11 protein-coding genes are annotated in these 13,633 nt (G+C 70.8%); 4 read left to right on the top strand and 7 right to left on the bottom strand.

What is annotated here, in order from left to right:
- Nucleotides 1–97 precede the first annotated feature (97 nt).
- On the top strand, nt 98–1,651 hold the full coding sequence (locus OG892_RS02585; protein WP_371628347.1) for a glycosyl hydrolase family 65 protein: 1,554 nt from the start codon (nt 98–100) through the stop codon (nt 1,649–1,651).
- A gap of 69 nt (nt 1,652–1,720) precedes the next feature.
- Here the strand turns inward: OG892_RS02585 and OG892_RS02580 are convergent, their stop codons facing one another.
- Nucleotides 1,721–2,905 (bottom strand): hypothetical protein, encoded by a 1,185-nt coding sequence (locus tag OG892_RS02580; protein WP_371628346.1) that lies wholly within the window; start codon nt 2,903–2,905, stop codon nt 1,721–1,723.
- A 290-nt stretch (nt 2,906–3,195) separates the two neighbouring features.
- Here OG892_RS02580 and OG892_RS02575 point away from each other — a divergent pair, with 290 nt between their 5' ends.
- Nucleotides 3,196–3,903 carry a hypothetical protein gene (locus tag OG892_RS02575; protein ID WP_371631562.1) on the top strand — a complete coding sequence of 236 codons (708 nt, stop codon included), beginning with the start codon at nt 3,196–3,198 and terminating at the stop codon, nt 3,901–3,903.
- Nucleotides 3,904–3,919: 16 nt separating this feature from the next.
- Here OG892_RS02575 and OG892_RS02570 read toward each other — a convergent pair whose 3' ends face one another.
- From OG892_RS02570 to OG892_RS02550, 5 genes are read right to left on the bottom strand one after another with little or no spacing between them, the layout of a single operon-like run.
- A complete protein-coding gene (locus OG892_RS02570) occupies nt 3,920–5,323 on the bottom strand; it encodes a cytosine permease (protein WP_371628345.1) in 1,404 nt (467 codons plus the stop codon).
- A gap of 57 nt (nt 5,324–5,380) precedes the next feature.
- Entirely contained in the window at nt 5,381–6,310 is a 930-nt protein-coding gene (locus tag OG892_RS02565) for an ABC transporter substrate-binding protein (RefSeq protein WP_073738071.1), read from the bottom strand.
- Nucleotides 6,307–7,026, bottom strand: a complete 720-nt coding sequence (locus OG892_RS02560; RefSeq protein WP_073738070.1) for an ABC transporter permease — start codon at nt 7,024–7,026, stop codon at nt 6,307–6,309. Before OG892_RS02560 ends, OG892_RS02565 begins: the two co-directional genes overlap by 4 nt.
- A 6-nt stretch (nt 7,027–7,032) precedes the next feature.
- A complete protein-coding gene (locus tag OG892_RS02555) occupies nt 7,033–7,683 on the bottom strand; it encodes an ABC transporter permease (RefSeq protein WP_073738069.1) in 651 nt (216 codons plus the stop codon).
- On the bottom strand, nt 7,680–8,747 hold the full coding sequence (locus OG892_RS02550) for an ABC transporter ATP-binding protein (protein ID WP_073738068.1): 1,068 nt from the start codon (nt 8,745–8,747) through the stop codon (nt 7,680–7,682). The genes OG892_RS02555 and OG892_RS02550 overlap by 4 nt, the downstream gene beginning before the upstream one ends.
- 127 nt (nt 8,748–8,874) lie before the next feature.
- Between OG892_RS02550 and OG892_RS02545 the strand changes: the two genes are divergently transcribed.
- Nucleotides 8,875–10,431, top strand: a complete 1,557-nt coding sequence (locus tag OG892_RS02545) for an aromatic amino acid ammonia-lyase (protein WP_371628344.1) — start codon at nt 8,875–8,877, stop codon at nt 10,429–10,431.
- A 112-nt stretch (nt 10,432–10,543) separates the two neighbouring features.
- Complete coding sequence (locus OG892_RS02540; RefSeq protein WP_371628343.1) at nt 10,544–11,218, top strand: DUF4232 domain-containing protein; 675 nt, start codon at nt 10,544–10,546, stop codon at nt 11,216–11,218.
- Between the two features lie 82 nt (nt 11,219–11,300).
- Here the strand turns inward: OG892_RS02540 and OG892_RS02535 are convergent, their stop codons facing one another.
- Nucleotides 11,301–13,547 carry a glycosyl hydrolase family 18 protein gene (locus OG892_RS02535; protein ID WP_371631561.1) on the bottom strand — a complete coding sequence of 749 codons (2,247 nt, stop codon included), beginning with the start codon at nt 13,545–13,547 and terminating at the stop codon, nt 11,301–11,303.
- Nucleotides 13,548–13,633: the final 86 nt, after the last annotated feature.

Below are 13,633 nucleotides of genomic sequence, written 5' to 3'. Positions count from 1 at the left end.
GTAACAGCCTTCCCGCACCTCATTGACAGCGCTTTCCGCCGTGGGCGAGTATCCGTCCCGAACACCTCTGACAACGTTGTCCTAGGCGGGAGACCTCATGCGACCGCACGAGCACCAGGGCGGACTTCCACGACGGCGGCTGCTCCAGGCAGGCGCCGTACTCGGTCTGGCCGCCGCCCAGCTGGCCAACGCGTCGCCCGGCCACGCGGCCGCGCGCACGGCCGCCGGGCCGCCCGGCATCGAGTTCGGCGGCGGACAGGACCAACTGCTGGGCGCCGCCTACCGGTCCGCGTGCCACAACCTGCTGGACATCAACACCGTCCCGTACGACCCGGCGGAGTACAACCAGACCGGCCTGATGACGGACTCACCCGGCACCTTCATCAGGGCGGGCGGCGGATACGAGCAGCCGTGGACCCGGGACGCGTCGGTCAACTCCTGGAACGCCGCCAGCTTTCTGACGCCGCAGGTGGCGCGCAACACCCTGTGGGCGGTGTGCCGGCGGCAGGACGACGGCACGCTGATCGTGCAGCAGGACAACCAGTGGTGGGACCAGATCGTGTGGGCGGTCGCGGCCTGGCACCACTACCTGGTCACCGGGGACCGCGCGTTCCTCACCGATGCCTTCCAGAGCGCCGTCAACACCCTGAGGGCCGACCGCGATCAGCACCACAACGAGCGCTACGGGCTCTTCGAGGGCCCGGCGTTCCTCCAGGACGGCATCGCCGGCTACCCCGCCCCGCCCGCTGATCCGGACAACCCGTCCTCGTTCGTGCTCGACCACCCGGGCACGGACAAGATGATGTGCCTGTCCACCAACTGCCTCTTCCACGCCGGGTATCTCGCCACCGCCGCGATGGCGCAGGAGACCGGCGACCGGCGCACCGCCCGGGAGTTCCGGCTGGCCGCCGCCCGGCTGCGCACCGCGATCAATGCCCACCTCTGGCGTCCCTCCGCCGGAACCTACGGCTACTTCATCCACGGCGCGGGCGAACGGGCGGGCCGGCTGGAGACGTACCAGGAGGCCAACGGCCTCGCGTTCGCGGTGCTGTGCGGTGTGGCCTCCGAGAGCCAGGCGCGTACGGTCCTGGACCGCACCCATCACGAACCGCACGGCGTGGTCAACGTATGGCCGCACTTCGAACGCTTCGACGACCAGCACCCCGGCCGCCACAACGCGATCGTGTGGCCGATGACGGTCGGGATGTGGGGGCACGCGGCGGCGGCCGGCGGCCGGACGGACCTGCTGGCCCGGGCGGTCACGGACATCGCCTCCCTCGAACACCGGGACGGCCACTTCTGGGAGATCCACAACGCCCTCACCGGCGCGGTGGACGGTGGCTGGCAGAACGCGCGCCAGTGGGGCTCGGAGCCGGACCAGACCTGGTCCGCGACGGGCTACCTGCGCCTCATCCACCAGGGCGTGTTCGGCATCCGGCACGCGCCGGACGGGATCCGGTTCGCCCCGAACCTGCCGCCCGGCTGGGGTCCGGTGACCCTGCACGGCCTGCCCTACCGTGACATGACCCTGGACATCACCCTCACCGGCTCCGGCCGCCGGGTGGCCTCGTCCACCGTCGACGGGCACCACCGCACCACGGTCCCCGCCGGCCTTCGGGGGCGGCACCGGGTGCGGATCGAACTGCGCTGACCCGTCCGCGGTCCGGACCGGTGGGCCTCATCTGCCACGCCGGTCCGGACGCCCTCGCGGGAAGCGGGCTCAGTCCCGGTCGCGGCGGCGGCGCAGGGCGGTGAGGCCCAGCAGCCCGCCTCCGGCCATGACCAGCGCGGCGGCGGCCGCGGTGGTGGCCGCGCCGTCACCGCTTCCGGTCTTCGCCAGCTGGGTGGTCGTTCCGCCAGACATCGGGGTGGGCGCCGTCACCGAGGGGGTGGCCGACGCGGTGGCGGTGGCGGACGCCGTCGGGGTGGCGGTGGCCGACGCCGGCTTCAGGGTCAGTGACGACGACGGGCCACAGAAGGTGCTGCCGGTGAACGGGGTCGCACCCTCGTTGACGAACACGCAGGGGTGCACGGTGGTCTTCCCGTGCGCGGCGCCCTTGCCGTACGTCACGCGGACCCTGACGCTCGTGCTGCTGTGCGCCGCCAGGGCGGCGTCCTTGCCGATGACGTCGAAGCCGTACACGTCGGGTTCGGCGCTGTCGGTGACGGGCCGCAGCGTCTTCCAGGTCCCGGAGCGCAGCGTCTGCACGGTTGCGTCCCGGCTGGTGAACAGCACGTCCGTCACGTTCTCGTACGCAGAGGCCGTGGGGTTGGACACCGCGGCGCTGAAGGTGACGCCGGGACCACCCGCGGTGGCGGTGGCGGGCACACCGGACAGGGCGGTGTCGAGCGCGCCGACCTCGACGGTGTCCTCGTCGGTGTCGCCGGCCGCGCCCGCGGCGCCGTAAGAGACCAGGGTGGTCAGCTTGAGGCGGTCGGTGCCGCCGTTGCTGTCTCCGTTGTGAGGGGTGCCCATCGGCAGACCGAGGCGCAGCCGCACGGTCCGCGCCTCGCCCGCGGCCAGCGGGAAGGTATCGGGGAGTTCGCCGGAGAACCGCGTGCCGGTCAGGGTGAGCGGCACCGTCTTCCACATCGCCGCGCCGAGCCTGTACTGCAGGCTGACGGCGTTCGGCGGCAGGCCCTCGCCTCCGTCGATGTGGTAGATCAGCCGCGCCGACGGGGTGTCGTGCGTACCGGTGTTGGACGCCGTGGTGGTGAAGCCGACCGGGCCGCCGGCCAGTCCGATCTCCGCCGGGGCCGCCGTGGAGACGGTCAGCTCCGGGGGCTCCGTGTCGGCGGCTGCTGCCGTGGCGCCCGGCGCGAGGACGGCCCCGGCGGCGGCCAGCAGGAGGCCGGCGCCGGTGGCTGTGGCGGACGAACGCAGGGTGCGTGCGGTGATGTTCAACGTATTCCCCCGAATGCGTGTGCGGCGCGGCGGGTTGCCGCGTCCGGTGGCGGTGAGCGGATTGGCCTGCCGTCTCGCACAGTTGGACATGCCGCTCCGGCATCCGGTTGTGACACTCTTCGCGACAGTTCTGTAACTGTATGTGATGCGGTCTTCGGGGGAGAACTCACCGGACCGGCTATGGATCTTGAGACAGAACCTGGACATGTACAGGATCATTTGAAGATCGTCTCGGCCCTAGTCTCCGGGTGAGCAGGAAACACCGCAACCGAAAGCCGCTGGAGTTCATGATGCGTTCGCGTCTCGCCGCCCGTTCCGCCCGTCTCGTCCTGGCCGCCGCGGCGGTGACGGCGCTCGCCGCCACCGCCACCGCCTGTGGCCCCGACGACTCCGCGGACACCGGCAGCTCCGCGGCCTCCTCCGCCGCCGCCTCGGACGGCGGTGACAGCCCCTCCGGCGACACCGCCGCCACCGGAGCGCCCTCCACCGACTCCGGGGACAAGACCGGCTCCGGAGACAAGACAGGCTCCGGTGACAAGGCCTCAGCCGGCGGCGACACCGGCTCCGGGGACGGGGAGAAGAGCGGCTACGGGCAGGTCTGCGGCGCCAACGATCTGGACCTCACGGTCACTTCGGAGACACAGGCGGGCGGGTACTACCTCGTCACCGCCAAGGCCAAGTCCGGCATCACCTGCTACCTGGACCCCAACACGCCCAGCGTCTCCTTCGGCTCCGGCGCCGACGGCGTCGCGTCCCCTGTCGGACAGGGCGGCGAGGACTCCATCAAGCTCACCGGCTCCAGCGTCGCGTACACCGGGATCAGCCCCAGCACCACCAACAGCAACAACGGCAAGGAGTTCGACACCGTCATCATCTCCACCATGGAGGACGACGCCAACCCCGCCGAACTGAAGCTTCCCGACACCGCCCACGTCGACAAGCCCATCGTCACCAACTGGGCCACCAGCTCCGCGGAGGCCGTTCCCGTCATCGCCTGACGCCGCAGGACCGCTGCTACCGGGGAGGCGCCAAGGTGTACCGCGTCTCCTCAGGGATGTGTGACGTGTCGCGGCGGGCCAGCAGCCAGTACAGGGCCGCCGGGATCACCAGGCCCACGATCCAGGAGATGTCCGCGCCGCCCAGCGGATCCACCAGCGGCCCCGTGTAGAAGTTCGTCGCGAGGAACGGGAGCTGGGCGAGGACGCCCACCCCGTAGACCGTGAGGGCGTCCCAGCGCCAGGCGCCGTAGCGGCCTCCGGGGTCGGAGAGCGCCGGAATGTCGTACCGCTCCCGCGAGATCAGGTAGTAGTCGACCAGGTTGATCGCGGACCACGGTGTGAAGAACGTCAGCAGGAACAGCAGGAAGTCCTTGAAGGACGTCAGGAAGCTGTCCTTGCCCAGGAGGGCCACCGCCGTTCCGGCCACCATGATCACCGCGATGTACGCTGCCCTGCCGCGCTGCGAGAGCGTCTTCTGGCCGCGGAATCCGCTGACGCCGGTCACCATCGACATGAAGCCGCCATAGGTGTTCAGCACGTTGATGGTCAGCTTGCCGAACGCGATCACGAAGTACAGGAACGACGCGATCAGGCCCGCACCGCCCAGGCCGACCACGTATCCGACCTGGTTGGAGAGGAACGCGTCCCCCGCGCTCGCCGCCACCAGCACGCCGAACGTCATCGACCACTGCGAGCCTATGGCCGACCCCGACAGGGTCCACCAGAACGTGGCCCGGCCGGACGTCGCACGCGGCAGATAGCGCGAGTAGTCCGCGACGTACGGCCCGAAGGCGAGCTGCCAGGACGCCGAGAGCGACACCGCGAGCAGGAACATCGGCAGACCGAAGTGCGCGTCGCCGAGCAGTGCCGACAGGTCCACGCGGTCCAGGAGGCGGATGCCCAGGTAGATGAAGGCCAGCGCGCAGACCACGCTCGCCACCCGCCCCAGGACGTGGATCACCCGGTAGCCGACCGTCGCCACCACCGCGGTGACCACCGCGAAGACGATGATGCCGGTGGTGTCGTTCGTGTGCGTGAGCTCGGCCGTGGCCTGTCCGGCCAGGACGCTGCCGCTCGCGAAGAAGCCCACGTACATCAGGACGACCAGGAGGAGGGGGACGACCGCGCCGCGCACCCCGAACTGGGCGCGGGACTGGATCATCTGCGGCAGGCCGAGCTTGGGTCCCTGCGCGGAGTGCAGGGCCATCACGGCGCCGCCGAGCAGATTGCCCAGCAGGAGGCCGGCCAGCGACCACACCACGTCGCCGCCGAAGACGACGGCGAGCGCGCCGGTGACGACCGCGGTGATCTGGAGGTTCGCGCCGAGCCAGAGGGTGAACTGACTGAACGCGGTTCCGTGCCGTTCGCCGTCCGGGACGACGTCGATGGAGCGCCGCTCCACCAGGTCTTCAGCTGCCATGACTCGGTTACCCGGCCTCTCGTTGATGTGTCCTGCTCTGCGGTCCGGCGGTGGGCGCTACTTGATTCCGTGCCGTGCCGCCCAGTCGCCCGCGACGTCCTCCGGGTCCTTCTTGTCCTTGTCCACCAGACGGTTCAGCTCGGTGAGGTCCTCGGTCGTGAGCGCGTTGCCGAGCCGGGCGAGCGCCTTGCGGACCGTCGAGTCGGCCTTGCGGTCCGCGATCAGCGGGACGACGTGCTGGCCCGGGACCAGGTTCTTGGGGTCGGTGAGCACGACCCAGTGTTCGGCGGCGATGTCGGTGTCGGTGGTGAAGAGGTTCGCGACGTCCACGTCCCCCTTCTTCAGTGCGCCCTTGACCAGCGGCCCCGAGGAGTCGAGGGACTTGAACTCCTTGAACTCCACGCCGTACACGTCCTTGAGGCCCACCGCGCCGACCGCGCGCTTCTTGACCTCGGGTGCCGCGCCGATGACGAGCTTGCCGTTGTGCCGGGCGAGGTCGGCGAGCGACTTGAGGCCGTACTCGGCGGCGGTCTCCCGGGTGACGACGAACGCGTCGGAGTCCTCGGCGCGCCCGTACGGCAGGATCTGTAGTCCGGCGGGCAGGGCCACGGCGAGGGCGTTCTGCATCTCGCCCTCCTCCGCCGCCTTCGACTTGGTGTCGAGGTAGTGCAGCAGGGCGCCCTGGTACTCGGGCAGGAGGTCGATGTCGCCGCCCTTGAGGGCGGGGATGAGGATCTCGCGGGTGCCGAGGTTCGGGCGGACCCTGGTCTTCACACCGGCCGCTCCGAGCGCGGCGGCGTACAGGTACCCGAGGACCTGGTTCTCGGTGAAGTTGGCGGTGCCGATGGTGACGCCGTCCTTGCTGGAGCCCCCGCCCCCGCCGCCGGACCCCTGCCCGTCGAGCGAGGTGACGCCGCCGCTGCAGGAGGCGAGCGCGGGGACGGAGGCGGCGGCGAGGAGTCCGCCGAGGAGGTTTCTGCGGTTCATCGTGTGTGCTCCTGGGCCGGCTTGGCGGGGCGGGAGGGGGTGCTTTCCGTGTCCTTGAGGCGATGGGTGCGAAAGAGGGCGCGCTGGAGGCAGGAGAGCGCGAGGTCCAGGACAACGGCGACGACCGCCACGAGCACGGCTCCGCCCAGTACCTGTACGAGGTCGCGCTGGGCGAGCCCGTCGAAGACGTACCGGCCGAGCCCGCCGAAGGAGACGTAGGCGGCGATGGTGGCGGTCGCGACGACCTGGATGAGGGCGAGCCTGAGCCCGGTCATGATCAGCGGCATCGCGAGGGGCAGCTCTACCTGGAAGAGGACCTGGTGCCCACGCATCCCCTGGCCGCGCGCGGCGTCCCGGACCTCCGGGTCGACGGCGGTCATCCCGGCGTAGGTGTTGGTGACGATGGAGGGCACGGCGAGCGCCACGAGGGCGATGTAGACCGGCCACATGGAGAGGCCGCTGGCGAGGAAGACCAGCACGACGAGCCCGACCGTGGGAAGTGCGCGCCCGAAGCTGGAGAGGTTGATCGCGAGGAAGGCGCCGCGCCCGGTGTGCCCGATGAGCAGGCCGACCGGCAGCGCGATGGCGGCGGCGATCAGGGTGGCGAGCAGCGAGTACTGGAGGTGTTCCGCGAGGCGGTGCCCGATTCCGTCGGGACCGGTCCACTGCTCACCGCTGACCAGCCAGGCGCCGAGGTTCTTGAAGAGTTCGTACATGAGCGCTCAGGCCCCCTGCTTCTGCCGGCGGGTCCATGGAGTCAGCACGTACTGGAGGGCGACGAGCGCCGCGTCCGCGACGAGTGCGAGGAGCAGGGTCAGGGCGACGCCGACGATGACGGGGGTGGGGAAGTTGCGCTGGAAGCCGTCCGTGAAGAGCTGGCCCAGTCCGCCGTCCCCGATGTACGTGGCCACGGAGACCAGCGAGATGGCCATGACCGTCGCGATCCGCACGCCCGCCATGATCACCGGGAGGGCGAGGGGGAGTTCGACGGTGAGCAGGGTGCGCAGCGGCCTGGTACCCATGGCCTTCGCGGCTTCCTTGGTCCTGGCCGGTACGGAGTCCAGGCCCTCGACGGTGTTCCGCAGGAGCACCACGAGGGTGTAGATCGTCAGGCCGATGACGGTGGTGGTGCGGGTGAGCCCGCTGACCGGCAGGAGGAGTACGAAGACGGCGATGGACGGAATGGTGAACAGGATGTTCGACAGCCCGAGGAGCAGTCCGCGCAGCCGGCGTACCCGGTGCGCGAGGACGGCCAGGGGGAGCGACACGACCAGGCCCAGGAGTACGGCGGTGAGGGCGGCCTGGAGGTGGGAGACGGCCAGGGTGGTGAGATCACCGGAGTGGTCGGATATCCACGACCAGTCGATGCTCATGCGCCCACCGTGCTCGCCGCGCCGTGGACGCGTCCCGCGTGGTCGTGGATGTCCTCGCGGGACGTGACACCCGTGAGGGCGCCCTCCGCGTCGACCCGGGCCACCAGTCCGCTCGGCGCGGCGATCGATTCGTTGAGGGCCGAGAGGAGCGAGTCCGTGTCGCGCAGCGGCCGGACCGGGGCCTCGGCCTCGCTCTCGGTGTCGCGCCAGGCCAGCGGCTTGCGGCCGGCGTCGAGGGTCAGCTGCCAGCGGGTGCCCTTGGGGGCGGGCCCCTGGGCGACCTCCGCCAGTGCGGTCAGCGACAGCAGCTTCAGACCGCGCTCGGCGCCGAGGAAGTCCGCGACGAACGCGTCCGCGGGGCGGGCGAGCAGCTCGGCGGGGCCGGCGTACTGGACGAGGTGGCCACCGGTACGGAAGACGGCTATCCGGTCCCCGAGCCGGACGGCCTCGTCTATGTCGTGCGTGACGAAGACGATGGTCTTGTTCAACTCTCGCTGAAGACGCAGGAGTTCATCCTGCAGCTGGGTGCGCACCACAGGGTCGACGGCGCCGAACGGCTCGTCCATCAGGAGTACCGGCGGGTCCGCGGCGAGCGCCCGCGCCACGCCGACCCGCTGCTGCTGGCCGCCGGAGAGCTGGTGCGGGTAGCGCTTGGCGGCGTCGGCGGAGAGGCCCACCGTCTCCAGGAGTTCCGCCGCCCGCGCCCGCGCCTTCCTCCGGCCCCAGCCGAGCAGCAGCGGCACGGTCGCGATGTTGTCGAGGACCGTGCGGTGGGGGAAGAGCCCGGACTGCTGGATCACGTAGCCGATGGAGCGGCGCAGCTCGGCGGCGTCCTGCTCCAGGACGTCCTTGCCGTTGACCCTGATCGTCCCGGAGGTCGGATCGACCATCCGGTTGACCATGCGGAGTGTCGTTGTCTTGCCGCAACCGGAAGATCCGACGAGGACGGTCACGCCGCCTTCCGGCATCTCAAGCGTGAGGTCGTGCACCGCGGTTGTGCCGTTCGGGAAGCGCTTGTGGACCGTGTCGAATTGGATCATGTGGAGTCCCTTGCCCGGCTGCATATCATCATGCAGAGTTCTTGGTGTCTGAATAGATTGTCAATAGTCAGTCGCCGTTCAGAGGCAAATCCCTGGTGACAAGTGGCCGTAGGGCAAGACGAAGCTTCCGGTTGAGGAGGAATTGCGCGTGATGTCGTCTCATATCGCGGACGGGGTGGCTCTCGGCAGTGATTCGGTGGTCACCCTCGACGGCCGCGGACTGATGGTCGCAGATGTCGTACGCATGGCCGAATCCACCGTAAAACCCGTTCTGGGGGCGGACGGTATGAAGCGTGTGGAGACCTCGTGGAACGCTGCCCGGGAGATTGCCTCATGGGGTCGCGTCTACGGTCGCTCCACCGGTGTGGGCGCCAACCGGAATGAGTCCGTACCGACGGGGGCGGCCGCCGACCACGGTCTACGGCTGCTGCGCAGCCACGCCGGATCGATCGGTGAGGAGCTGCCCGCGCGGCAGGTCCGCGCCATGCTCGCCGTCCGGGCCAACCAGCTGCTCGCGGGCGGCGCCGGTCTGCGTCCCACCGTCGTCACGGCCCTCTGCGAGGCGCTGGGGACGGGCGCGTATCCGAAGGTCAACGAATTCGGCTCGGTCGGCACCGGCGACATCGCCGCGCTCGCGCAGATGGGCCTCGCGCTGGCCGGCGAACACCCCTGGCAGGGCTCCGGGGCGGCCCCCGCCCCGCAGCCCCTCGACAACAACGACGCCCTCGCCCTGATCAGCAGCAACGCGCTCACCCTCGGCCAGTCTGCCCTCGCCCTGCACGAGCTGCGCGGCCTGATCGCGGCCACACAGGTGGTGGCGGCCCTGTCCCTGATGGCGACCGACGGTTCGTACGAGGCGTTCGCGCTGCCCGTGCACGAGGCGCGGCGGCACGCCGGTTCGTACGCGGTCGCCGAGCGGATGCGGCTGCTGCTCGGCGCCGCCGACCGCCCCACGCCCCCGCTCGGCCGGATCCAGGACCCGTACGGCTTCCGCTGCGTGCCCCAGATCCACGGGCCCGCGCACGATGCGGCGGACGCGCTCGAAGACGTCCTCACGGTCGAGATCAACGCGGCGGCGGAGAACCCGCTGATCTCGGCGGACGATATGGCGGCCTACCACCACGGCGGCTTCTACATCGCCCAACTCGCGCTTGCCCTGGACCACTTCAGGCTGGCGGTGACGCAGGTGGCGCGGCTGTCGACCTCGCGCCTGTCCACGCTGAACGAACCGGCCTTCACCCGGCTGCGGCCGTTCCTCGCGGACGGTGCGCTGGCCGCGTCGGGCGTGATGATCCTCGAGTACGCGGCCGGGGCGGCGCTCGGAGATCTGCGCGCCTTCTCCGCGCCCGCCTCGCTCGGCCATGCGGTGCTCTCGCGCGGGGTCGAGGAGCAGGCCAGCTTCGCCTCGTTGGCGGCGCGGCAGACGCTGCGCGCGTGCGAGGCGTACCGGCTGGTCGTGGGCTGCGAACTCGTCGCGGCCGTAAGGGCGTTGCGACAGCGTGACATGCGCCTCGACCCGGAACTGCCCGTCGGCCGGGCCTTCGCGCTGGCGGACGCGGTGCTCGACGCGGAGCTGGCCGACCGGCCGCTGACGGACGATGTGACGGCGGCGGCCGGGCTGCTCGACCGGTTCACCGGACTGTGGCTGGACCTCGGCTCGCGGAGCGAGACGGCCTTCGACGGTCAGGGCGTGGTGCGGCGCGGGTGATGAGCGGGCGTGCGGGCGTGTGACGGTCCCGGGGCGCGACCGTCCGGGGGCGCGCGAGCGGAAGAATTCCCCCGGCAGGTGCAGACCGCGAGAAATTGAGCAGGCGAGAGGTATGGGCTCACTTCTTCGAACCACCCCATCACCGTCCGAGCATTCGCTCCGGTCGCGGGAGAGGAGGACGGCTCGGCGGGCCGGTACGCGCCGGCCCCGCCTTCTCGTCCCGGTCGCGGCCGCGTCGATCGCCCTCGTCACGGCCGGCTGCGGCGGGACCGCGGCCTCGGCCGGGCAGCCGGCCGCGAGCGGCTCCGCTTCCGGCAGTGCCCCGGCGGCGTATCACCAGGCCGATCCGTCGTCCTCCCCGCCGGCAGCGGCCGCCGGTGCTCCGGAAGCGCGACGTTGCACGACCAAGACCCTGGGGATGAGCCTGGGCGCCGCCGACGCGGGTGCGGGCCAGATCCACTACCGGCTCACGTTCGCCAACAAGTCCGGGCACTCCTGCACCCTGCAAGGGTTTCCGGGTGTCTCGATGATCAGGCGCGACGGCAGCGTGATCGGCGTCCCGGCCGGGCGCGAGGGCGCGCCGGGGGAGCGGACCGTGATCGACGCCGGCCGGACGGCAGCCGTCACGCTGCACACCCTGAACCAGGGGATCAAGGGTTCCGGCTGCTGGCGCGAGCCCGACTACCTCAGGGTCTACCCGCCCGGCTCCAAGGAGGCGCTCACCCTGCGGACCTCCGGCCTCCGGGTGTGCGGCGACCGCTTCACCACCACAGCGGTGGAGGGCTGAACCACCGGTCGACGGACAGGACCACCGGCCACGGGCCACCCGGGACTTCCCGGGCGGCCCGCGGCGCGTGGACGACGGCTGCTCAGCCGAGACTGCCGGTCATCGCGTTGAGGAGCGTGCCGGAGGCGTCGTCGTTCTCCAGTGAGAAGGCGAACATGCCGGCCAGTCCCTTGCCGGCGGCGTACGACGCGCGTGCCCGGATCGCCTGAGGCGTGTCACCGGTCCAGAAGTTGGTGCCGTCGTAGATCCAGGAGCTCTCGGTGACGGGATCCCAGTGGGTGTTCGCCGCGGTCGGGCTCAGTTCCTTCCATGCCGCGAGTCCGGCCTCCTGGCTCAGTGGCTTGGCGGGTGTGGGGCCGGTGGCGCTCTGGTAGAGCCCGTAGTCCGTCCCGGCGGGGACACCGGTCCAGCCGCGCCAGTAGAACGGCACCCCGAGCACCAGCTTCGAGGCGGGGAAGCCGCCGGTGATGCCGTAGTCGGGCAGTCCGTCGGTGTAGGCGGTGACCGCGGTGTCGAGGTTGTACTTGGCGCTGCCCGGTTCGATCGGGGTGGTCGGGTCGGCGGGGCTGTCGTGCAGCGGGTCCTGGTGGTTGGTGGGGCCGGTCGCGTCCCAGGAGCCGTGCATGTCGTACGTCATGACGTCGGCGTAGTCCAGATAGGCGCCGATCCTGTCCGTCTCCAGGAACTTGATCTTGTCCTGTCCGCTGGGAAGGGCGGTGGTCAGCAGGAACTTCTTGCCGAGCGTCGCGCCGTACGCGTCGAGCTGGGTGCGGAACTCCTTGAGCAGCAGGGTGAAGTTGGCCTTGTCCGCGTCGGCGTAGTGGTTGCCGGTGTGGCCGCCGGCCGATCCCGGGTACTCCCAGTCGATGTCGATGCCGTCGAAGATCCCGGCCGCGGAGGCCACCCCGCCGGACGGGTCGCCCTGGACGTTCTTCGGCAGGTTGCCCTTCATGAACATGTCGATGCAGGAGGAGACGTACGCCTTCCGGGACGCGTCGGTGGCGGCGGCGTCGGAGAAGTACTTGGAGTAGGTCCAGCCGCCGAGCGACACGGTCAGCCGCAGGTTGGGGTACTTGGCCTTCAGTGCGCGGAGCTGGTTGAAGTTGCCCTTGAGCGGCTGCTCGTAGACATCGGCCGTGCCGTCCACGCTGTCGCCCGCCGCCACATCGGCCTGGTAGTCGGCGTAGGCGTCACCGGCACCGTCGCCGGCGTTCGGGTTGTCCTCGTTGCCCGCGTCCGACGCCTTGATGGCCTCGAAGCACTTGTGCGTCGTGGGATGGACGTTCTCGAAGGCGTACGTCACCACGTCGAGCCCGGCCGCGGCTCCGCTGGTGCCGATCTGCTTCGGGTAGTAGGCGTTCTCGTAGATCCCCCACTGGTCGAAGTAGGCGGAGGCGTACGGCTTCGCCGCGGGCGCCTCACCGGTCGTCACGGTGACGGGCTCGGACTGGCCGGAGGCGTGGCCCGCCCGGTCGTAGCCCTGCACGGTGAAGGTGTAGGAGGTGCGCGGTCGCAGGGAGCTGACGGCCACGGTGGTGCTCATCGACGTGGCGGCGATCTCACCCTTGGCGTAGACCTTGTATGCCGGAACGTCGCCGTTCTGCGAGGAGTCCGTCGACTTGTTCCACTTGAGCACCACGGCGTTCCCGGTGACCTTCGTGGAGGCCAGACCGGTGGGGGTGCTGACCTTGCCGTCGCCCGTGGGGCCGTTCGGGTCGGTGCTCGGCGGCGGTGTGGTCGGCGGTGTCGTCGGAGGGGTGGTCGGCGGCGTGGTGGGATCGCCGCTCGGGCCGGTCAGGGTCAGGTCGTCCGCGTGGTAGGCGCCCTGTCCGTACCAGCCGTGGGTGTAGACGGTCACCGAGGTCGTGTTGGCCCCGGTGGTGAAGGTGGTCGACAGCCGTTTCCACGAGGCGGCGTCCGGCGCCCAGACGCTCGCGTCGACCCCCGTGCCGGCCGCGCCCAGGTAGACGTAACTGCCCTGGACCCAGCCGGCCAGCGTGTACGGCGTGTTCGGCCGCACGGTCACCGTCTGAGCGCACCGGCCGGTGTCGGAAGCGGTGGCGGGTGCGGCCAGTGCGCCCGAGCCGCTGTGCGGGGGAGCGGAGGCGGTGGCGCCGGCGGCGCACGTCCATCCGTCCAGGGAACCGGCCTCGAAGCCGGAGTTGGTGAGCAGTTCGGCGTCCGTCGCGGCGGCGGAGCCCGGGACGGCGGCGAGCGCCGCGCCCGAGGCGACGAGGACGGCGGCCACCGCCAGCGCGCTGTGGCGCAGCGCGCGTCGTGCCGGGCCGCGGGCCGCCGGAATTCCGGGGCCGGCCGGGTTTGCGGGCATCATGCAACCTCCGTGGGGGACGGACCGCACCAGGGGATGTGTTCATGCCGCATCCAGCGGCACGCCCAAGAGATTGGACTGGACCA

Source organism: Streptomyces sp. NBC_00341 (assembly GCF_041435055.1).
Taxonomy (GTDB): Bacteria; Actinomycetota; Actinomycetes; order Streptomycetales; family Streptomycetaceae; genus Streptomyces.
This window is presented reverse-complemented; position numbering and strand designations above follow the sequence as displayed.

Excerpts from the sequence above, each read along its gene's own strand:
- OG892_RS02585 (WP_371628347.1), top strand. The coding sequence starts at position 98 with ATGCGACCGCACGAGCACCAGGGCGGACTTCCACGACGGCGGCTGCTC.
- OG892_RS02575 (WP_371631562.1), top strand. The coding sequence starts at position 3,196 with ATGCGTTCGCGTCTCGCCGCCCGTTCCGCCCGTCTCGTCCTGGCCGCC.
- OG892_RS02570 (WP_371628345.1), bottom strand. The coding sequence starts at position 5,323 with ATGGCAGCTGAAGACCTGGTGGAGCGGCGCTCCATCGACGTCGTCCCG.
- OG892_RS02565 (WP_073738071.1), bottom strand. The coding sequence starts at position 6,310 with ATGAACCGCAGAAACCTCCTCGGCGGACTCCTCGCCGCCGCCTCCGTC.
- OG892_RS02560 (WP_073738070.1), bottom strand. The coding sequence starts at position 7,026 with ATGTACGAACTCTTCAAGAACCTCGGCGCCTGGCTGGTCAGCGGTGAG.
- OG892_RS02555 (WP_073738069.1), bottom strand. The coding sequence starts at position 7,683 with ATGAGCATCGACTGGTCGTGGATATCCGACCACTCCGGTGATCTCACC.
- OG892_RS02550 (WP_073738068.1), bottom strand. The coding sequence starts at position 8,747 with ATGCAGCCGGGCAAGGGACTCCACATGATCCAATTCGACACGGTCCAC.
- OG892_RS02545 (WP_371628344.1), top strand. The coding sequence starts at position 8,875 with ATGTCGTCTCATATCGCGGACGGGGTGGCTCTCGGCAGTGATTCGGTG.
- OG892_RS02540 (WP_371628343.1), top strand. The coding sequence starts at position 10,544 with ATGGGCTCACTTCTTCGAACCACCCCATCACCGTCCGAGCATTCGCTC.
- OG892_RS02535 (WP_371631561.1), bottom strand. The coding sequence starts at position 13,547 with ATGCCCGCAAACCCGGCCGGCCCCGGAATTCCGGCGGCCCGCGGCCCG.